The organism is Streptomyces sp. NPDC002088, from assembly GCF_040296605.1.
Lineage (GTDB): Bacteria > Actinomycetota > Actinomycetes > Streptomycetales > Streptomycetaceae > Streptomyces.
In genome coordinates this window covers 18,280-39,056 of sequence record NZ_JBEOXO010000029.1, presented here as the reverse complement: position 1 = coordinate 39,056, position 20,777 = coordinate 18,280, and the positions used below count along the sequence as shown (strand labels likewise).

Sequence of the window (20,777 nt, the reverse complement as noted above, 5' to 3'; positions counted from 1 at the left end):
TCGTGAGCCGAGGCACGATAGTTGCCACATAGGCAGATTTGTTGTCACCGTGGCTGGGTTGGTGGGCGTTGCAGCCAGTTGAGCGTTGACGCCGGTTGAGGTGGCAGGGGACTGTCGGTGGGTGGTGGCAGGATCACCGGCATGGTTTTCGTACGTACGACTCCGCCGCGGCCTGTTGAGGTGACCGCGGTCTTTCCTGAGCTGGCCCCGTTGGCGCGTCCTGCGATTCGGCTGCATCCTCGTCCCGGGGCGCCTTCGATAGAGGAGAGCTCGGTCGGGGGGCCGTTGCTGTGGCCAGCTGAGGAGCCGTGACCACACTGCGAAAGCGAGCACCTGGACAGTGGGTTCCGCCGGTCGCCGGCAGACGTACGGCTGGAGAGGCGCAGGCTGGCCCGGCTACACCTTGAGCCCCATGGTCCCTCGTTCACGCCCGAGGAGGAGGCGATCAAGGAACAGAATGCCGCGAGGCTCGCGAAGCGATGCGACGCCGGCCCTCCCTGGCCCGCGGAGTGCCCGGTCCCCATGTTGCCCGTGGCCCAGCTGTATCTGCGCGACGTACCCCTGTTGCGGCCGCCCGGGCAGGCCGATCTGCTCCAGGTCCTCTGGTGTCCCTACGACCACGATCCGGATTGGAAGCCCGCGACTGCAGTGTTCTGGCGGTCCGCCGCCTCGGTCGTCGATGTCCTCGCCACGCCACCGGAACCGTGTGAGGCCAACTACTCGGGCTATGTGCCGGAGCCGTGTCTGCTGGCACCGGAAGCAATCACCGAGTACCCCAACAGCCTTGATCTGAGCCCGGAGATGCGGCTGGCGGTGGGGGACTGGAGCAGATGGCAGGCAGCCGGCGTGGGCGTGGACGGGCCGGAGTGTCAGCCGGCGCATTGCTTGTCGCATCGAGTGTCGGCAGACGGGAGCACCGTGATGAAGGCCGCGTTGGTCCTGGGTGCGGCAGGACCAGTCTCCATCCGAGCTTACGTGGTCAGGTTCGCCCCTACTGCTCGCCTGCGGCGAGGTCGGCCACGGGCGCGGCCGTCTGGGCGTGCTTCGGCTGGGTGGCCATGGCCCTCAGCGTTTCGAAGGCGGCTGCTGTCGGGCTGGCCGGTTCGGCTTGGTAGACCACGAGCTGCTGGTGCGGGGCCCCGTTGACGGTGAACGCCGCGAATTTGATGTGCAGGTCCCCGACCTGAGGGTGTTTGAGGTGCTTTCCCTCTTGGGACTTGCTCTTGACGTCGTGCAGCTGCCAGATCTCGGCGAACTCCTCGCTCTGGTCGGACAGTTCGGCGACGACTTCGGCGATGCGGACCGATTCGGGGTCGCGTCCGTGGGCGGCCCTGATTTCGGCGACGCAGGAGTGCGCGGCTCGCTCCCATTCCTGGTAGAACTCGCGCCCGGCGGGGTCGACGAACACCATGCGGGCGAGGTTGTCGAACTTCTCGAACCCGCTGTGGAGGGCGGTGGCGAGGGAGTTGCCCGCCATGATGTCGAGGGCCGGGCCGACGACGAAGGCCGGAGTGTGCTCCCATCCGTCCATCAGCTGCAACAGCTGCTGGCTGACGTCCGTCTCGCCCCAGTCGCGCGGGCGCTGTGAGGCGGTGAGGCAGAGGCGGTTGAGGTGGTCGGTGGCTTCCGCGTCGAGTTTCAGTGCCTGTGCCACGGCGTCGAGGACCTGTGGGGAGGGGCTGTTCTCGCGTCCCTGTTCCAGCCGGATGTAGTAGTCGGAGCTCACTCCGGCGAGCATGGCGACTTCTTCCCTGCGTAGTCCCGGGACCCGGCGTCGTCCGTGTTCGGGCAGACCGACGTCCTGCGGCTTCAGGGCTTCTCGGCGGGCCCGGAGGAAACCACCCAAAGGCGTCCCATTGCTCATGCGGCAAGACTAGATGCATTTCAGCCGACGAGAACCGCCGGTCACGCACTATGGCACCACGTAGCGCACCGTTCACGAAGGGTAGCAATCCGCCCGGTTTGGCGGGATTTTCCGGCTCCGAGACTCGTTGCGGAGGCTGAGCCGTCGGCAAAAAGGCAGCTCAGGGGTGCCGGCTACTCGAATGACGTGCTCGCAAGGCAGCCGCCATGGCGTGCCGCGGTCCGTCACGTACGTTCCCCCGGGGGGTACCCGTATTCCTGGGTGTAATGCACCCAGGGTCGGCAGAACTGCGCGCGGCGATTTCCGCCTACCTTGGCAGCATGGACAATGACACGCACCCTGACCCGGTTGGAGGGCTGGGCCAGTTCCTCCGCTCCCGCAGAGAACGCCTCAGCCCCGCAGCAGCAGGATTGCCCGGTGCGGGCCGGCGAAAGGTGCCCGGCCTGCGGCGCGACGAGGTCGCGACACTCTCAGGTGTCAGCCTCAGCTACTACAGCCGACTTGAGCAGGGCCGTGAACTCGGCCCCTCGCACCGGGTGCTGGAGGCCCTTGCCCGCGCGCTGCAACTCGGGGACGAGGACAAGGCGGAGCTCTTCCGCCTGGCCCGGCCGACAGCCCGCCGCACGAAGTCCCCCTCCCGGGTCGAGCGGGTCCGCCCGCACCTGCGGCAGCTGATCGAAGACTGGACCCGGACACCGGCCTTCATCATCGGCCACGCCCAGGACCTGCTGGCCACCAACGCGCTGGCCGACGCCCTCTACCGTGACTTCGCGCAGCACGACAACGTGCTGCGCATGCTCTTCCTGGACCCCGCGGCCAAGTACTTCTACCGGAGCCCTGAGCGGGCCCGGGATCGTGCGGTGGCCGACCTTCAGCAGGCCGCGGCCAGCACTCCGCAGGATCCCCGCATCCTTGAGCTCGTCGGTGAACTGTCGGTGCGCAGTGGCGAGTTCCGCGCACTGTGGGCCCGCGAATACACCCGGGTCCCGCCGTATGAGGTCAAGCAGATTCACCACTCCGTCGTGGGGGACCTGGAGTTGCGGCACGAGGCCCTCAATATCCGCAGCGTGCCGGGACAGCAGCTCATCATCCTGCAGGCCGAGCCGGGCTCCCCGTCCGCCGACGGGCTGGCCCTGCTGGGCTCCCTCAGTGCGCCTGAAGTGCCTCACCAGCAGGATCCCGCGCACGGCTGCTGAACCGGGAAACCGCCGGAGAATCGGCCCCGCCGGGACACGTATGTGCCCCGGCGGGGCTGGCACGTTTCGCACTCAGGGCTGTTTTGAGCATCCCTCCCGGCGACATCGAGAATTACATCCGGCAGATTTCCGGAAAGGTACACGTAAGTCGATGTCGGCGGATCGAGAACCAGCTGTTCCACGTTTCCGCGCGCTGGGATACGGCAGCCTCGATGGTGCGCTGATCTCCGGTTTCTCCCTGCGGTTGATCTCGTGGGGCAGTCGGCTGCGCTCCCCGCAAGCTCCAGCTTCCAGGACCGCCTTCCCGCAGCAGGCTGCCTGCAGACCCCAGTACAAGGCTCCAGGTGGGCGCAGCCCCGGGGTGAAGGGTCCGAATGCCGCCTCGCCTGAGGGTCCTTGACTCGTCGGACCCGGTGCTCTGCCTTCATGCTTCGCCCGGGCGTACGCCTCGTCTTCCTAGGTGTGGGACACCCAGGAAAAGCGCAGCCTTCATAGCTCCGTAACCGAGGGGCACACTCGAATACGTCAGCAGGAAATCCCCGAAAACGGGGAAACGACGAAAGAGGTCTTCCCCATGGCTACGTGGTTTGTCACCGGCGCCTCCCGTGGAATCGGTGCGGAAATCGCCCGCGCCGCTCTGGCAGAAGGCAACAATGTCGTGGTCGCCGTACGGAACCCGGAGCGCGTGCCGGACGATCTGAAGAACTCGGACAAGGTCTTCGCGGTCGCCCTGGACGTCACGGACAACGACAGCATCCCGCAGGCGGTCGAGGCCGCGGTGGACCGGTTCGGCGGCATCGACGTGCTGGTGAACAACGCCGGCCGCGGCCTGCTCGGCGCGCTGGAGGAGATCACCGACGCGGAGGCCCGGTCGCTGTTCGACCTCAACGTGTTCGGCCTGATCAACGTCACCCGCGCCGTGCTGCCCGTCATGCGCAAGCAGGGCTCGGGCCGGCTGGTGCACATCGGTTCCCGCTCCGGTTTCGAGGGCGAGCCCGGTGTCAGCCTGTACTGCGCCTCGAAGTTCGCCGTCGCGGGCATCAGCGAGGCACTCTCCGCCGAGATGGCCCCGTTCGGGATCCAGTCGATGGTCGTCGAGCCGGGCGTCTTCCGCACCGACTTCCTCGACGCCAGCTCCCTGTCGGTGGCCGCGGACCGCATCGCCGACTACGACGACACCCCCGCGCACGTGACGCTGGACTGGATCGACAAGGCCAACCACGCCCAGCTCGGCGACCCCGTCAAGGGCGCCGCCCTCATCGTCGAGGTCGCCGCCGCCGAGAAGCTGCCCACCCACCTCTACCTCGGGCGCGACACCCTGGAGCGGTTGGACGTCAAGTACCAGCAGGTGCAGGACGACCTCGCCCCGTGGCGCGAGAAGTCCGCCGCCACCGCCCACGACGACGCCTGACACACCCCCGCCGGGCGCGTCGCCTTCAGGCGCCCGCAGCCCCCTCTCCAGCAGCCCGGCCGGCCGCGAAGACCCGGCCGGCCGGGCACCCACAGTTCTCCCCACCTCCGAGCCTTCCGATCGAAGAGATTGAGGTTTTGTGATGTCTGCTGCCCTGCTCATCGGTACCCCGCTCGCCGGCCGTGTCGCCGTCGTCTCCGGCGCCTCCAGCGGCATGGGTGCCGTCACCGCCCAGCGCCTGGCCGAACTCGGCGCCACCGTGGTCGTGCTCGCCCGCCGCAAGGACAAGCTGGACGGCGTCGTCAAGGCCATCGAGGCCGCCGGCGGCACCGCACTCGCCCTGGCCGTCGACGTCACCGACCGCGCCACCGTCCAGAGCGCCGCCGAGCGGCGGCGTGCAGCAGCGCCTCGACGATCTCGTCGGGCTTCAGTCCGACGTTGAGGGCTGCGTTGATGTGGACGTCGAGCTGCGGCTCACAGCCGCCCAGGGCCGTCAGCATGCCCAGGGTGACCAGTTGGCGTTCCCGCAGGGCCAGTTGCGGACGGTCGTACATCTCCCCGAAGGCCCAGGCGACCACCTGGTGGCCCAGCTCGGGGGAGATGCCGGCCAGCGACTCGATGACCTTCTGCCCACTCTCGCCGTCGATGCTCTCCAGGACGGCCATGCCGTGCTCGAAACGCTTCTGTCGTGTGGCCGCGCTGTCGTGGGTGTTCATGGCTCCGCTCTCTTCCTGCCGTCGGGCGGCCTGTGCGTGGGTGTGCGGGTTGTGGTGTCCCCTCGGGAGGGGGCTGGGGTCATTCGGTGCGGTACTGGCGGAGCGCGGGCAGGGCCAGGAGGACGCCCAGGATGAGCGCGGCGGCGACGACGCGGAGGATGCCGCCGAAGCCCAGGCCGGTCAGGGCGCCGGTGAGCTGTGGGCCCAGGCTGGTGCCGATGAACATGCTGCATCCGTACAGGGCGACGGCCGCGCCGCGGGCGTGCGGGGCATGGGCGTTGATGGTCTCGACGACAGCGGGCGCCGCTGCTGCGACGGCTGCCACGAACAGCAGCAGGGCGATGGCCAGTGTCACGGTGTGGCCGCCGAGGACGGAGCCGGCCGCGACGGCGAGGGCGGCCAGCGTGAAGGCGAGGACCGTGCGCAGCGGTGCGGCCAGACGCTGGAGCATCGGGACGAGCACGGGGACGGCGATCAGGGCGGGCAGCACGCTCGCCCGCAGGGCGAGGATCGCGGAGGAGTTCCCGGCGACGCCGGCAGGTCCGGCAATGGCCACGGCCGTGTAGACGGCGACGAAGGCGGACATCAGGACCACGGTCGACAGGTACAGGGCGACCAGGCGCGGCCGGCGCAGCAGCCGTGGCATCGCCGCGAACGCCTGCCGCAGTCCGCCGCCGGTGTGTGTGTCGTGGCGGAGGGTGGGGCGCAGTACCCGGCGTACCGGTATCAGGCTCAGCGCCATCAGGGCGGCACTGATCCAGAAGACCGCGCGCCAGCCGAGCCCGGCCGCGACGGCCTGGGCGCCGATCTGCAGGAGCACGGCCGCCGCGAACATGCCGCTGGTGATGCAGGTCAGGGCGATGCCGCGGCGCTGTGGCGCGATGTGGTGGACGGCGTAGGAGAGCGCGGACGGCGCGAAGGTCGCGGTGGCGAGTCCCTGCACGCCGCGCAGGGCGACGGCCCAGGTGAGGTCGGGGGCGGCGCTGACCGCCAAGGTGGCCGCGGTGGCAGCCACCAGCCCGGCGGTGATCACGGCGCGCGATCCGTAGCGGTCCGAGAGAGGGCCCGCGAGGAGGAATCCGCCGGCGTAGGCGAAGCCGAACGCCGTTGCGGTCCAGGTGACCTGCTCCGGTGTGGTGCCCAGCGCGGTGGCCATGGGGTGCAGCAGGGCCAGGACGGTGTACATCTGGCCGACCATCAGGACGCCGAGTGCGGTCAGCAGGGCGATGGTCGGCGCGGCGGGCGCCCAAGCCGACGGCTGGTCCGGGGTGCTGGTCCCGGCTGTGTGCCGGGGGGAAGCGGTAGGAGCGGGGTGGGACATGGGAACTCCAGGTCGGGGGCGTCTGGTCACCGCCCCGCGTGGTTGCGCGCGGCACGATCGGCCGATGAGGCACCACAGGGATGCGGTGGGGTGCCCCGGCCGTGGAGGGACGGCCGGGGGACGAGGAGGGGCTGGTCAGGCAGCCGGGGTGTTGAGCACGTACTCGCGCGAGGCGTGCACCTCGCCGCGCAGAGCGGCCAGGTCGACGTCGAGGACGCGGCCGTCCCACTTGCGGGGCTCGCCGTTGATGAGGACGGCGCTGATGTTGCGGGCGTCAGAGCCCAGCACGACGGTGCCGATCGGGTCGTTGAGCGGCATGTTGTTGAGGTCTTCTGCCTGGATCACCATCAGGTCGGCCTTCTTGCCCACGGTGAGTGAACCGGTGACACCGGCCAGGCCGTTGGTGCGGGCGCCCTGGAGGGTGGCGAAGTCCAGGACGTCATGGGTGGTGATACGGGAGGGCTGCTGGTCGGTGCCGTAGGCGGCGTTGACCGCGCGCATCCGCTGGATGGCGTGCAGCGCCCGCATCTGCGTGAACATGTCGCTGGCCAGGGCAACTTCGACGTCGATACTCAGTCCGGGACGGATACCGACGGACAGGGCCTCGTCAACGGCGGGGATCGCGGTCTCCAGACCGATCTGCGCGTCGGACGTGGGGGCGAGGGCCACGGTGGTACCGGTCTCCCCCATCGCCTTCCATGCCTCGGCGGTCAGCCCGGTGGAGTGGATGAGGGTGACGTCGGGGCTGAGAATGCCGTCCTTGGCCCAGCGCAGGACCGCCTCGGAGCCGGACGTCCCGAACACGGCGTCCACGCTCACCCCGACGCCCAGCTCCCTTGCGGCGCGGGCGAGTTCGGGGCCGTAGGCGAGCGCCGGTCCGGCGATCTCGTCGGTGGCCAGGGTCGCCAGGCGCAGCGTGAGCAACTGGTCGCCACTGCTGAAGTACTGGCCCTTGAGGCGGGTCAGGTCGCCGGGCCACTGCCGGTCCCACTCGCCGAAGTGCGGGCCCATGGAGGCGTGCACGCCACGGATGCCGGTGTCGACGAGGGCTTCGATCGCGGCATCGGAGTGCTCACGGGTGCGGGAGTTGTGGGAGAAGTCGAGCATCGTCGTGATACCGCTGTCGATCGCGGTCAGCGCGGCCAGCCGGGTGCCGATGTACATGTCCTGGGGCCGGTAGACCGTGGCGTAGCCGGCCAGGGTGGCCATGACATAGCCGCCGAGGTCGTCGACGTCCGGCATGATCCGGCGCAACTGGGCCTCCCAGGCGTGCCGGTGGGTGTCCACGAAGCCGGGAGTCAGGATCGTGCCGGTGGCGTCCACGACCACGGCACCTGCCGCGTCGAGGTCGCGGCCGACGGCGGTGATCGTGTCGCCCTCGACCAGGAGGTCGCCGCCGTCGATGACGCCGAGGTCGGGGTCCATGGTGACGATGGTCGCGCCGGTGAACAGAACGCGCCGCCGGTCGGCGGGCCGGCGCAGAAGCTCTTCGAGCACGGCTGCGCTGGTGGTGGTGTTGACGTTCATGAGAGGTCTTCCTTCGATACGGCGGACAGGGCCGGGAGAAGGGGCCGCCCGCTGGAGAGGGCTGAGAAGGCGGGTCGCCGGGGGCGGCCGAGGCTGCTCGAACACCAGGCTCGGCCGTGCCCGCTGCGGCAACCAGGCCGCGGTTTCCCCAGGTGCCGCACACCCAGGATCGGAAACCGGGGAGGCGACGGCCGGAAGGGGAAGGGTCAGCCGAGCTTCATGACGTAGCCCGCGTGGTACAGCTCGTCGCCCTGGAATTCCCCGTAGGCCCAGAAGCCGAGGTCGTCCAGGTAGTCGATGCGGTGGCCGTCGATCCAGTAGCGGCCCTGGTAGGCGTGCGGGCGCCCGCCCCGGGTCTCGTCGTAGCGGCCGTCGGCCGTGAGCTCCTGGTGCAGGAAGTCGTGCCGGTCGATCCAGACGCCGACGCGCGGGCTGCCGGTCAGGTCCTCGGCGGCCGGGATGCCCGCCTCGGGGGCGGTGGCCCGGCCAGGGACGTCCGCTCCGTCCCACAGGACCGGCCGTCCGGCCGCGACGAGCGCGCGGACCTGCTCCGGCGAGGTCATGAGCGCGTCCAGGGCGCTCGGCACGTCGGCAGCAAGCGCGTCGGGCACCACCAGGAAGTCGGTGGTGTTGCCCGGGGTCAGCGTCGCGACGTACTCGGAGCGGTGGCCGCGGCCGCCGGCCAGGGCGACGGTGTCGACGACGGCAGGGGCGATGGTCATGTCGGTGCAGTCGACGACGATGGCGTTGTCGTCGCCCGCGGCGGTGATGATGCCCGGGCCGACGCCCACGAGCAGGGAGCCGACGTACAGGAGGTCGGCGCCGGTCATGGTCCCGATCAGCGGGTCCATCGTCAGGATGTGGGCGTTGGTGAACAGCACGGGCCGCCCCTCATCGTTCGCCAGGATCTCGTCGAGGGCCTCGGCGTTCCAGCCGGCGGTGGCGGTGGTGTCGGTGCTCATGTGCATGCTCCTCAGTGGGGTCGCCTCATCGGGGTCCCCGCTGCGCGAAATGAGCGCCGGTGCAGGTTTCGAGGCGAGTCTTCGGCAGCTACAGCGGCTGCCTGACCACCAGGTTCGTCCCGTGGCGCAGTCGGAACCAGGCCGCCGTTATCCCAGGTGTCCGGCACCCACGATCCCTCAACCTCGACGGTGACCAAGATCCGCACGCGGGCAACCGGCTCCTCGTACAGGGCGCGGGTTTGCCCGCAGCAACCGGCTGAGCTGTCCTTCTTTCTCTCCTCCTGCACGTGATGCTCCCTGTCCGTCGCCAGTAGGGAGGGCCCGAGGAGAGGGGGCCGGAAGTATGTGTCGATCAGGTCGGTGTGGTGGCGCTGGAAGGTGGTGTGCGGGATGGCGAGGCGGCGCTGAAGGTGCTGTGACGGCCAGCGATGTCGCGGAAGGTCGGAATGCCGAGGTCCACGGCGGTGCTGCGGCGGGCATCTTCGGCATCCAGCTGCGCGAGCTTGTCCTGGGCTCCGGTGAGGCTGGTTTCAAGTCCTTCCAGCTCGCCCAGCCAGCCTTCGTGTTCGGCCTCGGTGATGCGGGCCAGGAGGTTGTCGCGGATCTCGACCAGGCGGCCGCGCTGACCGCGTGCAGATCTTCGCCCGTCTGTCCGCAGATCAGGAGGAAGCCGACCCCTACGGCATGCACTTCACCCCGTCCGAACTCCCTGCCGCCGACCTCGCCGACGGCGTGTTCGTGCGGGTCGTCGCCGGCGAGAACTTCGGCATGCACTCCCCCTGCGCGAAGCCGCCAACACCCACCTCTACGACATCACCCTCGCCCCCAACCGCCGCGTCGAGGTTCCCGTCCCAGTCACCTTCCGGGGCTTCGCCATCACCGTCTCCGGCGCCGGGCACATCGCCACCCCCACCACCACCGGCACCCTCAGTCCGATCGGCCTGGCCACTTTCGAGCAAGGCGAAGGCGCCGTCGAACTGCGCGCCGGCGAACACGGCGGCCAGTTCCTCCTCGGTGTCGGCCGCCCCCTGCGCACCCCCGCCTACCTCTACGGCGGCTTCTGCTTCTCCGACCGGGCCCGCGTGACGAACGCTGTGGAGCGGTATCACTCCGGTCACATGCACGGTGCCCTCACCGCGCCCTGAGCCACCAGCCACCGCGGGCCGTCGCAGCCCGCTGGACAATGAATCCGCCCTGAAAGAACATTTCTGGATGATCGATTCCGCCGTGCGCCGCCGCCGCAGCGCACTCTTCATCTTCTTCCTGATACCCGGACTGTCGATCTCCTCATGGGTCACCCGCACTCCCGACGTACGGGATCGACTCGACGCCTCCACCAGCGAGATGGGCCTCATCCTCTTCGGGCTGTCCGTCGGCTCCATGCTCGGCGTCCTCGCCTCCGGCCCCCTGGTCTCCCGCTTCGGACCGCGGCCCGTCATCGGCGCCGGCACCACCCTGATCGTGCTGAGCATGCTGCTGATCGGCACCGGCACCGCCGCCACCTCCGCCCCCGCCGTCACCGTCGGCCTGTTCCTCTTCGGCGCGGGCATGGGCGGCGGCGAAGTCGCCGTCAACGTGGACGGCGCCGAGGTCGAACATCTCACCCGGCGCACCGTGCTGCCCGTACTGCACGGCTTCTTCAGTCTCGGCACCGTGATCGGCGCCTGCGTGGGCATCATCTGCACCGCTGTGGCCGTCCCCGTGCTCTGGCACCTCGCCGCGGTCGCGCTCACATCAGTGGCCCTCTTCGCCCATGCCTACCGGGCCATCCCCACCGCGGACGCGAAGACCCGGGGCACCGCGGAGCACACCGAGAACACGGAAGAGCGGCAGCGGCCGACAGTCTGGAAGGACCGGCGTCTGCTGCTGATCGGCGGTATCGTCCTGACCATGGCCCTGGCCGAGGGAGCCGCCAACGACTGGCTGCCGCTGCTCATGGTCGACGGGCACGACATGAACCCCGCCCTGGGCTCCGCCGTCTACGCGGGCTTCGCCGCCGCCATGGCGATCGGCCGCTTCGGCGGCGGACTCGTCATCGACCGCTTCGGCCGCGCCGTGGTCGTCCGCGCCAGCGCCCTTTCCGCGGCCCTCGGACTCGCCATCGTCATCTTCGCCGACGCACCCGTCCTCGCCGGAGCGGCAGTGTTCCTCTGGGGGCTGGGCGCCTCACTCGGATTCCCCCTTGCCCTCTCCGCAGCCAGCGACTCCGGACCCCACTCGACCGCCCGTGTCAGCCTGGTGGCGACGATCGGCTACGTCGCGTTCCTCGTGGGCCCACCCGGCCTGGGCTTTCTCGGCGACCACTATGGCCTGCGCACCGCGATGATTGTCGTTCTCGTCCTCGTCGCTGTGGCGATCTTCCTCGCCCCCGCCGTCAACACCCGCCATGCGACGCTGACACATCCCGTCCCCAAGCAGCAGCCGGAACCGGCAGACGAACCCCGACGACGTCCACAGCGGTGAGCTTCAATAGAGCAGCTGACCGATGCCTGTCATCGCGGGCAGGACCGACCTGGTGGACAGTGTTCTGCACTGATTGGCGGACCCCTGGGGAAAGGCACAACCCGCCCAGACCGCGACTACCCCGCGGAACGGCACGTCGTCCACGGCCCTCGCTAAACCCCAGGTCGGCCCGTCACGCGGAGGCCACGGCCGGTTCGCCCTTGAGGGAGCCGAAGGGAAGAGCCACATCCAGGCCGTCCTGGCGCCGGCCCGTCGACGCGTCAACGTCCTGTGGGCTCTCATCCGCGACCGACGGTGCTACCAAGTCGAACCTCCAGCAACGGCCTGCTGAACGCTCGTCCTGTCCAGCCAGAGGCCATCGCGTACTTTTCCCGCACGACTGCAGGGTGCGAAGATCGAAAGACCTACACCTGAGCGGGGGACGTAGATGGACGTGCTGATCAGGCCCGCACGGGCAACGGAAGCCGAGGTGCTCACAGACTTGGCGCTGCGGTCCAAGGCGCATTGGGGCTATGCCGCCGGGTTCCTGGAAGCATGTCGGGACGAACTCACCGTTGCCGCGCACGAGGTCGCACGCCGACGAGCCACGGTGGCTGACAGAAACGGTCACATCATGGGCTTCACAACCCTCGAGGGAGAGCCACCCACAGGCGTTCTGGGCATGATGTTCGTCGATCCGCAGGCCATCGGCCAGGGGATCGGCCGCCTGCTGTTCGAACACACCATCGCCGCCGGACGAGACCTGGGGTTCACCCAGCTCACGATCGACGCAGACCCGAATGCCGAGCCTTTGTACCGCGCGATGGGCGCAGTCCCCATAGGAAACGTTCCCTCGGGCTCCATTGCCGGCAGAGTGCTGCCGCAGATGGTCGTCACCATCCAGCACTGAAACAGCACCGCTTGACAACATCATTGGTAAGCCTCCCTCTCGCCGCCGCCCTCGATGACGGTGAACAGCCGGTCATAGGAGCGCCGTTCGCGTTGCTCAACCTCGATGCGCGGGCCGGCCTCGGTCTGGGATTGGGGCTGTTGTTGGCCTGAGCGGTCTGGGAACGGTGGGCATGCCCGCTCATCCTGTTGACTGCGGCGGCGTGGTCGGGATCGGTGATGGTCTGGTGGCGGGCCCAGCAGCGGGGGTGCCGGGCGACGATCACGCCGCCGGGGGCAAGCGCGATGACTTCGTCGTCGTCGGTGAGCACGGTGACGGTGTGTCCGATCGCGTCGGGGTGCACGGAGTAGTCGTTGGTGTCGACGCGGACGTAGTGGTCGCGGCCGATCCGGGTCTGCATCCGCCACCAGGCGGGCGGGTCGACGGGCGGCAGGGTGAGCATCCCGGCCCGGTCGGCCTCCCAGCGTTCGGCGGGACGGGCCGGCAGGGTGCGGTGGAGGCGCCGGTTGGCGACCGCCAGCCAGGTGGTCAGCTGGGTGTTGAAGTCGCCGGGTCCGCTGAACGTGCGACCGGGCAGGAAGCTGGTCTCCAGGTAGCCGTTCGCGCGCTCGACCAGCCCTTTCGCTTCTGGATCACGGGGCCGGCAGAGATAGATCTTGGTGGCGAGCAGGCCCGCGAACGCGGCGAACTCCGCGGTGAGCTTGCCGCGGCCGACTCCGGCCTCGTTGTCCCAGACCAGTGTTTTGGGCACGGCGCCCCAGGCGGACAGCAGCCGCCAGTGGCCATCGATCAGATCGCCGGTCGTGCGGGAGGGCAGCATCCGCGCGGCGATCATCCGCGAGTAGCCGGACACCATCACCAGCACCGGCGGACGCCCCGTCTGCCCGTAGCCGAGCGGGATGTCCGCCTCGGGAAACCACAAGTCACACTGGGCCAGCTCGCCCGGCCGATAGGTCGTGCGGGAGACCGGGTCGACAGGAACGTAGGCGGGCCGCAGTTCCCGCACCCGTTCCTTGAGGACCGTCATCCCGCGCTACCACCCGATCCGCTCGGCGATCACCGTGGCGGGCATCGTCGTCGGAGTCTCCCTGAGCAGCTCACGGATCTGCACCTCGACCGCGTCGACCACCGAGCCCTTGGCCGGCCGCTCGTACTTCGGCGGCCGGTCACTCGCCAGCGCCCGCTTGACCGTGTTCTTCGAGATGCCCAGATGCCGGGCGATCGCCCGGATCGGCATCTGCTCGGCCCGGTGCAGCCTGCGGATCTCTGCCCAGTCCTCCACGCAGATCACCCTTCCCTCCTGACCTTCCGATCAAGATCAGGTTCAGGCGAAGATCACCAAGAGGGTCACATTTGATCCGCCGTCAGAGGGTCAGAATTCAGGCGTCGCCGAGAACACGCGGCTCAGCCGAAAGGGGTTTAACCTCGATCTTGCATGAGGGTCCGTCAGCAAGCTGACGGACCCTCATGCAAGATCGAGGTTAAAGCCCGCCGAAAAGCACGAACCCCGCTCCGGATGTTCCGGGGCGGGGTTTGCTTGAGCGCCGGGCAGGCCTTGCACCTGCATCTCCCCGCAGGAAGCGGGGCGTCTTTCCTTGGACCACCAACGCACGGCGCGTTCCCTGCAGTTCTGCAGCACGCTCAAGATCAAGTATAGCGTGCCTTGGCCGGGTGGCTCACCGCCGCCTGCGATAGGGGGCGTCCAGCCGACCCGCGAGCCGGACACGTGCGCGGGACGGGCCAACGGTGTACTGGAGGAAGGCCTCGATCGCTGCCCGTACTTGCGGCCCCCGGTCCCACTCCCCGGCCGTACCCACCCGCCGGGCAGCGCCAGATCTCTGCCGTATCCCGACAAACGCTTTCGCCCCCGTCTGCTCGCCCGGCCTGTGCTCCTGTACTCGTACCGCCGCTGAGCTGGGCGTCCTCTCTCCGACGGGATGCGGACGGCGATCTCCCACGCCAGCCGGTCCGCCTCCGGCGACATGGTGCACCCTCCTGCGCGACTGCCTGAAGCAGCCCGAGCAGGTCGTGCGCCTCTTCCAGGGTCAAAAGAGCCAGGCGCCGTGTGATGTGCTCGACCGGCGCGAAGGTGACGGCGTCCAGGTCGAGGTGGTCGTAGTCGTCCATGGTCTGGGCACCGTACCGCCGAGCTCAAGGTCACGCACAGCGAAGAACCGGACGCGGCCCAGGGCCGCACGGAGAACAAACGAGGCTCCGGCCGGTAACCCGGTCGGAGCCTCGCAGGAAATGCGTGGTCGTGAGGGCGGTCGCCTACGCGGCGAAGGCTCCATGAGGCTTCAGCCGGACGATCGTCCTCATGGGCAATAGGTGAGGCCCGGGGACACAGTCCCTTCACCACCACAATCTCCCAACCACAGGCCCCCGCGAGATGTTCCCCAGCCCTGCCTGGCGTGCCAGCGGGGCGGATCTCCGCCCCGGCTCGGGGAAACACGGGACGGAGACCCATGTCCTCATCATGCGCTCCGGCCTGGTGCCAGGGCCGCTTACGTGCTGCGCCGGGGCTTGCGGGCGGTCGTCTTCGCTGCCCGACGGAGCCTATGCTCAGCTGCGCTCGGTCCATTCCTTCAAGGCTGTGGCCAGGGCGCGCACATCTACCTGCCCGGCCGACACCTGATCAGCGAGGTCGGCGGCCTCCTTGGCGGTGAACCGTACGGGCAGGCCACTGGCGTGCAGGTAGCCAGCCGCAACCGTCGCGCCGAAGAGCTCGTTGCTGTGCTCCAGGGCCGGGACCCGGGCAAGCGAGTGGAAAAGAGCGGCGGCCCGGTGATACGGCCGCGGGTATACGGGTTCGTCCATGACGCGGAAGACATGCCGCGCCCGGGCCGCCTCCAGCGCTCCCCAGTCCGTCACGTCAGGGTCGCCCAGCTGTGTGCGGGCGATCTCCATGAGCCACGGAAAATCTACCGAGAGGTCCACTGCGTCGCTGCCCGCCCTACGCCGCGGACGCGGCGGTACCGGGCTGCGGGCCGAACCGGCTGGCGAACTCCTCGCGCACTCCGGGCGTGGCGAGGAAGAGGGCGCTGCCCTCGAGGAACCGCGCCTTGTCGAGCTCCTGCGCCAGGACGCGTCCGGCGTACACGGTCGGATCCTCGTGCCGCTCGTGCGCCTCACGCTCCAACTGCGCGTACTGCTCGTCATCGATCTCGATGCGGATTTCCCTGGCCATGGCCCCACGGTAGCGGTGGCCGGCGCCGTGCGGGAGTGGATACCGAAAGCTGTGCGCCGGACGCCGGGCGGCAGGCTCACGCTGATCCCGCCGCATCATGCGGCAGTAGGTGTCGTCCACCGGGTCGATGAGGGCGAGCAGGTGCATGGTCTTGTCCATGCGGCGGCACTCGGCGAACGCGGCGCCGAGCGGGGGGCGGGTGACCTTCGCGGCCGAGCATCCGCAGCAGGTCATAGGCCCGGACCTGTTCGTGATCAGTGATCCGGCCACCCGGACCCGAAGCGCCCCAGGTCCCACTTGATTTCCCGCACTCCGAGCGGCATCGTCCTAGGTCAGCGATATCCGTTGTTTTTGTGGCCACCACTACGGCGACCCCGTGTAGCCGCCCCTGCAGCAGATCGTCGACGACAGGTTCGCCTGGTTGACGGCCGGGGAGATCGCGCCGGGCGTGCATTTCGGATCCGGAAGAGGCTCCCCGGTCCCCGTCGTGCGGTAGTGGCAGCTGCCCGCCGGGGGCTGCTGCACCGGTCCGGCGCGACGGCCGCCGTACCCCGCCTGCGGGCCGTGCCGACGGGGATCGTCGCACGGATGCGTCGCCCGCTGCCGCCGTTCCCGAGGGACCAGCCATCGGGGCTGCCGCTTCCGGAGGCGGCTCTTGACGACGCAGGACTTCGCTGGTGAGCCCGCCGCGCCGGGCGGCGGGCGCCGGAGCCGGAGGGCGGGGACGTCGACCAGGAACTGGTCCTCGGGGACCTGACCGCCCGTGCGCGTCGGGCTCGGTTCACCCGGACCAGGCCGCTCTCGCCCAGCAGCTCTGCGACGCCCGGGAGAAGACCGTCCAGCGCGCCGCAGCACCGCCACCGCGAACCGGCGGCCGCCGAATCGAAGCGCCGGCCACCTTCGGACCGCGCTGATAAGAGCACGCTGACCCGTCAGCGGGTGGGACGTCCCGGTCGCCCACAGCGTTGCTCCGTCGGGGTGAACCAGCGCGCGGCTTTGCCCTGCTGGCCGCTGGCGTCGACTCCTTGTGTAGGTGTGATCAGAAGAATGATGTGTGCCGGGGCAATTGCTGCGCTGGCGTTCCTTCCGGTGACCGCCCCCACAACGGCTTCCGCCCAGGCCGGCACAGGGCGTGCGATTGACTGCCCGAACGGCTATGTGTGCATCTACCCGGAGATCAGCTTCGGTGGGCAGCCATGGGTGCGGCGCGCTGTCGATGGCGGCGTGAAGGACCTGCCGTCCGCGATCCGTGACCGCGGCAGTTCCATCAGGAACAACTCCGACCGCACCGCCCGGGTGTATGAGAAAAGGAACTACGGCGGCCGGTGGGTCTGCGTAACCCGCAGCGGCGGCTCCATCCACGACCTGCGCTCCTACAACCTCAACGACCAGACCCGCTCCCTGAAGATCAACCGCAACGACTGCGGCTAGCGTCTCGTGGGAAACCGCTGGTCACAGCCGCCCGTTGAGGGCTGCGACCAGCACCAGACTCGAGGGCACGTCTGTCCAGACCGTGCCCATCCGCAGGGTGGGATGGTTTAGGGCAGGTGAGTTGGGGTGCGGCAGTGGCGAACTGACAGGCGCGGGCGAGAGGCTCCTGGGCCGCGGGTTCTTTGCCCGGCGTGCGGCCGGTGACTTTCTGGTGTCTCCCGCAGGCGGCTTGCCAAGGAAGCGGCTGCCCCGCTCCGGGGAGCGCTCCCTGCGGCGATACGGGTCGTCGAACTGATCTCTTACCACGGGTCGCCACGAACGCCAAGCTCAGGATGCGCCAGCGACCTCGGCGACGTTGTCTGTACTGGCCGCTTCGTCCTGCGCTATGCCAAGAAAGCGCCGGATCGCATCGACTGGCATGTCGAGCCCTTCGGACGCGGCCTGCTCGTCGCCGAACACCTGCACTGCCTCGGTGACAGCCATGGCCAGTTCGACCTCTGCCTTGCGGACCTTGGCCTCGGCCTTGTCCACGGTGTCGACCACCGCCAACTGGCGGCGCTGCTTCTCCTGAAGTCTCTGTTTACGGGAAAGGGCTTTGTCGGAGTTCTGCACAGACATGATCAAGATCATAATCAGTCGAGCACGCACCCATGACATCGGCAACGTCTCATCGCTACAAGACGTGTTCACGGCCCGAAGGCTCAGCGTCACGGCCCCGTGAAGCTGCTGCTCACAGTAGGTGCAGTGCCGGGTCGAGGGCGTTCCTGTCGTCCGCGCTTGGAATTCGCTCCGCCCCCCTTGTTCTGACGCATCTGCTGCCACAGGTACATGTCGGCCCCCGGCCCGAACCCCGCAGCCTGCTCACCCGCTACGCGCCCCCGCTACGCGCCGAGGACCCCGGCTCCTGAGCTGCAGCCGTTCACCTCAATCTCCCACCCGTTCGGCGAGTTCCGGCACACCGCCTGGCGGCTGGAGACCCGCCGCGGCTACGCCTCGGACCGCAACAGCCCGAAGTGGGAGCGGTGGCACGCCGGCGAGGACATCGTTCAGGATCCGGCCAAGGCGTGGCGGGAGAACGTCGCCGAGCAGACCGAGGCCGGGAAGCGGTTCGAGCGCGTGCGCCTGGTCGACGATCCGCCCACCGACGGGTCCCCCGGTCCCGGCGCGGCGGTGTGTCGGGACCGGGCCCCCTCCGCCCGTCCCCGTACCCCGTGAGCTCTGAGGGTAGGCGGGGCCCAGGCGTCCAGCCGCTTGGGCAGCCAACGGCCCCCGGCCGAGGTCACCGAGGGCCGTTTGCGTGCGTCCCGCCCCGTGGCGCGCCGCACGCCAGCCGGAGGGCGGCCTATCTGAAGGCGCTGCCACCCTGCGCCTGAACAGCTGCCGCGGCCGCAGCCAGGTAAGCGGCGTACATCTCGCGCTGATTCCACGTGAACAGGATCGTGTGGGAGTTGTTCGCCATGGCCTTCTCCGCTTCCGCGTCGCGATGACGAGGTGCCCCTGATCCGTCCCGTTGGGCTTCGCGGGAGCCGGTTGTCTGCTCCTGCGGGAGGTCCGGCGGGTTGCCGGAGGCGATCAGCTCGCGGATGAACTCCGCCAGGGCAGCGAAGACGTGTGAAGATGAGCCGACCGCCGGGGGTGGTGGTGTCCAGGCGCTCGTGCAGCGAGGTGAAGCCGATCCCGCGGCTCCTCGGCTCGCCGACCATGTTCACCAGGTCCTTCAGCGAGCGGCCGTAGCGGTCGAGCGCGGGGACCACCAGGGTGTCACCACTCTGACGGAGCCGGAGTGCCAGAGTTTCCGGGGCCATGGGGTAATCAGTTGCCGCGGTAGTTCTGCGGCCCACAGCGTACGAGGCGACGGAGCCGGATGCCGAGCCACGCGACCAGTACGCCGGCCGCGATGCCGCCGCCGTAGTAGGACAGGGCCACCAGGCCGCTCACGTGGGCCGCGCTGAGGTGCTCGGATCCCACGGTGACGCCGACTGCCAGGCTGTAGATGACCAGCGCGGTACCGTCGTTGATCAAGGACTCGGCGCGCAGCAGCGTGACGTTGCGCCGGGGCAGTAGCCGGGAGACCACGCCCACGGCGGTGGCGTCGGTCGGTGCGACGGCGGCGCCAAGGACCCAGGCCGGGCCCCACGGCAGGCCGAGCGCGTGCGCGAGGGCCGCGACGGCCCAGGCGGTGACAGCCACCAGGAGGTTGCCGGTCAGGACGATGCCGCGCAGGTCGCGCCGGATCGCCCGCAAGGAGGTCGTCACGCTCTCCCAGTACAGGAGCACCGGCAGGAAGACGAGCAGCAGCACCTCTGGTGGCAGCTCGGTCTCGCGGAGCGCGGGTACGAAGCCGAGCAGGACGCCGGCGGCCAGTTGCAGTACGGGGGTGGCCACCTTGAGCTGGTGGGCGAGGGCGCCGCTCACCAGCAGGGCGCATCCGAGCAGCACGACGAACTCAAGGGCCGCCACGACGCAGTCTCCTCGGGGCCGTTGGGTTCATGGGAGTCCTTGGGGCTCCCCTGGTCCCTTGGCTGCTGCGGGTCACCATGTCGTGGCGACCGTTCTCAGGGGGATCCACGTCTCACCGCGGCGGCCGTAGTCGGTGGTCAGGAGCAGCCGCCAGTCGGCCCGGCTTCCGTATACCTTCGCGTCGGTCATGGTCCGGACGGTCAGACGCGCCGTGCTGCCGTCGAGGTCGAGCGCCGTGTCCACCTCGTCGATGGAGTGGTAGACGAACTGCCCGGCCTTCATCTCGGCCAGCCACTCGGCTTTGGGCTGCACGTATCCCGTCATGTGGGTGAGGGTGAAACCCGCGTCGAGCAGGTCGTCGAGTGACGGTGTGTCTCCTTCGACCATGGCGTCCAAGTAGGCGTGGTGGGCCTGGAGGATGGCCTCCCGGTCCGTCTGGCTGGGGGTGGGTGGCACGCTGACTCCTTGTTGCGTGGCGGGCCTGGGCTGTCGTCAGGCTGCGGCGCGTGCCCGGACGGCGTCGAGGTCGTCGCGGACCCGCTGCGGCTCGGCGTCGAGCGGCATGTTGGCCTCGTCCCGTACCGCGTCCAGGGAGCCGGGCGGGTCCTGGTCCAGCGCCGCGAACAAGGGCCCAAAGTCGCTTGGTCCGTCTCCCTGTTCGGCCACCAGCTCGAAGGTACGGTCGGCCGCCTCGGGAGCGGTGAGGGCCGCCACCAGGACCCGTGCGACGTCGGCGCGCGCGACACATCCGTCGGCGGGGCCGCCGGAGCGGCGGCGGTCGCCCTGGAGGAACACCATCTGGTGTTCGTCGGGTCCGTTCATGTCGAACCAGCCCGGCCGCACGATGGTGTACGTGAGGCCACTGGCCCGTACCAGACGCTCCGAGCGGCGCTTCCACTCCAGCAGATGGCCGTAGCTGCTGCTGCGAGTGGTGGCCCCGATGGAGGTCATCAGCGCCACGCGGGGCCGCGCGCCGTCCAGGGAGGCCAGGGCGGTCAGGACGTTGCGTACGCCTGCGTAGTCCACCGTCTCCGGCGAGGAAGCGCCGGTGCCGAAGGAGCCGAGGGTGAGCACGATGGCGTCGGCGCCGGCCACCGCCTCGGGCAGGGTCTCGGGCCGGGTGACATCGCCGACGACAAGCTCGGCGTCGGCGGGGAGCAGCTGGGTGCCCTTCGCGCGGTCACGTACCAGGGCCCGGACGGTGTGTCCGCGGGCGATCGCCTCGGCCACCACGAGCCGTCCGATGCTGCCGGTGGCGCCGATCACCAGCACGGTCAGGGGCTGTGCTGCCATGTGCGTTCCCTCCTCGCCAGGGCACGGGTGGGATGAGCACCCGTGCCGTCAGTCTCA

Annotated in this window: 16 protein-coding genes and 6 pseudogenes; 9 read left to right on the top strand and 13 right to left on the bottom strand. The window is 69.4% G+C overall.

From position 1 onward, the window contains the following. Positions 1 to 991: 991 nt before the first annotated feature. Complete coding sequence (locus ABT114_RS40995) at positions 992 to 1,864, bottom strand: helix-turn-helix transcriptional regulator (protein ID WP_351149591.1); 873 nt, start codon at positions 1,862 to 1,864, stop codon at positions 992 to 994. A 320-nt stretch (positions 1,865 to 2,184) separates the two neighbouring features. On the opposite strand from ABT114_RS40995, the gene ABT114_RS40990 reads away from it, so the two are divergent. From ABT114_RS40990 to ABT114_RS40980, 3 genes are all read left to right on the top strand, one after another. Further along, positions 2,185 to 3,060, top strand: coding sequence for a helix-turn-helix transcriptional regulator (locus ABT114_RS40990; protein ID WP_351149588.1), 876 nt, complete (start codon positions 2,185 to 2,187; stop codon positions 3,058 to 3,060). 574 nt (positions 3,061 to 3,634) lie between these two features. Next, positions 3,635 to 4,471: an SDR family NAD(P)-dependent oxidoreductase gene (locus tag ABT114_RS40985; protein WP_351149585.1), complete on the top strand. Its 837-nt coding sequence runs from the start codon at positions 3,635 to 3,637 to the stop codon at positions 4,469 to 4,471. 142 nt (positions 4,472 to 4,613) lie between these two features. Further along, entirely contained in the window at positions 4,614 to 4,913 is a 300-nt protein-coding gene (locus ABT114_RS40980) for an SDR family NAD(P)-dependent oxidoreductase (protein ID WP_351149582.1), read from the top strand. Here ABT114_RS40980 and ABT114_RS40975 read toward each other — a convergent pair. From ABT114_RS40975 to ABT114_RS40960, 4 genes and pseudogenes are all read right to left on the bottom strand, one after another. Then, positions 4,861 to 5,187, bottom strand: a pseudogene (locus ABT114_RS40975) (carboxymuconolactone decarboxylase family protein); the annotation flags it as partial. The gene ABT114_RS40980 and the pseudogene ABT114_RS40975 sit on opposite strands and share 53 nt — an antisense overlap. A gap of 79 nt (positions 5,188 to 5,266) precedes the next feature. Next, on the bottom strand, positions 5,267 to 6,508 hold the full coding sequence (locus tag ABT114_RS40970; RefSeq protein WP_351149578.1) for an MFS transporter: 1,242 nt from the start codon (positions 6,506 to 6,508) through the stop codon (positions 5,267 to 5,269). Positions 6,509 to 6,643: 135 nt separating this feature from the next. Then, positions 6,644 to 8,035 (bottom strand): amidohydrolase family protein, encoded by a 1,392-nt coding sequence (locus tag ABT114_RS40965; RefSeq protein ID WP_351149575.1) that lies wholly within the window; start codon positions 8,033 to 8,035, stop codon positions 6,644 to 6,646. A gap of 206 nt (positions 8,036 to 8,241) precedes the next feature. Continuing rightward, positions 8,242 to 8,997 carry an Atu4866 domain-containing protein gene (locus tag ABT114_RS40960; protein ID WP_351149572.1) on the bottom strand — a complete coding sequence of 252 codons (756 nt, stop codon included), beginning with the start codon at positions 8,995 to 8,997 and terminating at the stop codon, positions 8,242 to 8,244. Between the two features lie 779 nt (positions 8,998 to 9,776). Here ABT114_RS40960 and ABT114_RS40955 point away from each other — a divergent pair. The 4 genes and pseudogenes from ABT114_RS40955 (at position 9,777) to ABT114_RS40945 (ending at position 12,349) form a co-directional block, all read left to right on the top strand. Continuing rightward, positions 9,777 to 10,142 (top strand): pirin-like C-terminal cupin domain-containing protein, encoded by a 366-nt coding sequence (locus tag ABT114_RS40955; protein WP_351149727.1) that lies wholly within the window; start codon positions 9,777 to 9,779, stop codon positions 10,140 to 10,142. Between the two features lie 67 nt (positions 10,143 to 10,209). After that, entirely contained in the window at positions 10,210 to 11,460 is a 1,251-nt protein-coding gene (locus tag ABT114_RS40950) for an MFS transporter (RefSeq protein ID WP_351149569.1), read from the top strand. 208 nt (positions 11,461 to 11,668) lie between these two features. Next, positions 11,669 to 11,791 (top strand): annotated as a pseudogene (locus ABT114_RS50760) (IS110 family transposase); the annotation flags it as partial. 96 nt (positions 11,792 to 11,887) lie between these two features. Next, positions 11,888 to 12,349 (top strand): GNAT family N-acetyltransferase, encoded by a 462-nt coding sequence (locus ABT114_RS40945; RefSeq protein WP_351149566.1) that lies wholly within the window; start codon positions 11,888 to 11,890, stop codon positions 12,347 to 12,349. Positions 12,350 to 12,542: 193 nt separating this feature from the next. On the opposite strand, the pseudogene istA reads toward ABT114_RS40945, so the two are convergent. From istA to ABT114_RS50755, 3 genes and pseudogenes are all read right to left on the bottom strand, one after another. Further along, positions 12,543 to 13,640: pseudogene (gene istA / locus ABT114_RS40940) on the bottom strand (IS21 family transposase); the annotation flags it as partial. 1,271 nt (positions 13,641 to 14,911) lie between these two features. Then, a complete protein-coding gene (locus tag ABT114_RS40930; RefSeq protein ID WP_351149560.1) occupies positions 14,912 to 15,256 on the bottom strand; it encodes a fic family toxin-antitoxin system, toxin component in 345 nt (114 codons plus the stop codon). 367 nt (positions 15,257 to 15,623) lie between these two features. Next, positions 15,624 to 15,812 (bottom strand): annotated as a pseudogene (locus tag ABT114_RS50755) (Tn3 family transposase); the annotation flags it as partial. Positions 15,813 to 16,625: 813 nt separating this feature from the next. On the opposite strand from ABT114_RS50755, the gene ABT114_RS40920 reads away from it, so the two are divergent. Beyond that, positions 16,626 to 16,967, top strand: a complete 342-nt coding sequence (locus ABT114_RS40920; RefSeq protein WP_351149557.1) for a peptidase inhibitor family I36 protein — start codon at positions 16,626 to 16,628, stop codon at positions 16,965 to 16,967. Between the two features lie 327 nt (positions 16,968 to 17,294). On the opposite strand, the gene ABT114_RS40915 is transcribed toward ABT114_RS40920, so the two are convergent. Next, positions 17,295 to 17,585, bottom strand: coding sequence for a hypothetical protein (locus ABT114_RS40915; protein ID WP_351149554.1), 291 nt, complete (start codon positions 17,583 to 17,585; stop codon positions 17,295 to 17,297). A gap of 210 nt (positions 17,586 to 17,795) precedes the next feature. On the opposite strand from ABT114_RS40915, the pseudogene ABT114_RS40910 reads away from it, so the two are divergent. Continuing rightward, positions 17,796 to 18,116: pseudogene (locus tag ABT114_RS40910) on the top strand (DUF6879 family protein); the annotation flags it as partial. Between the two features lie 521 nt (positions 18,117 to 18,637). Here the strand turns inward: ABT114_RS40910 and ABT114_RS50750 are convergent. The 4 genes and pseudogenes from ABT114_RS50750 to ABT114_RS40890 all read right to left on the bottom strand — a co-directional run. After that, positions 18,638 to 18,772 (bottom strand): annotated as a pseudogene (locus tag ABT114_RS50750) (recombinase family protein); the annotation flags it as partial. A gap of 7 nt (positions 18,773 to 18,779) precedes the next feature. Continuing rightward, the gene (locus tag ABT114_RS40900; RefSeq protein WP_351149551.1) at positions 18,780 to 19,427 is read right to left on the bottom strand and encodes a cation:proton antiporter domain-containing protein; all 648 of its coding nucleotides are present in this window, start codon (positions 19,425 to 19,427) and stop codon (positions 18,780 to 18,782) included. Between the two features lie 72 nt (positions 19,428 to 19,499). Beyond that, a complete protein-coding gene (locus ABT114_RS40895; RefSeq protein WP_351149548.1) occupies positions 19,500 to 19,883 on the bottom strand; it encodes a nuclear transport factor 2 family protein in 384 nt (127 codons plus the stop codon). Positions 19,884 to 19,919: 36 nt separating this feature from the next. Next, positions 19,920 to 20,720: an SDR family oxidoreductase gene (locus ABT114_RS40890; protein ID WP_351149545.1), complete on the bottom strand. Its 801-nt coding sequence runs from the start codon at positions 20,718 to 20,720 to the stop codon at positions 19,920 to 19,922. Positions 20,721 to 20,777 lie beyond the last annotated feature (57 nt).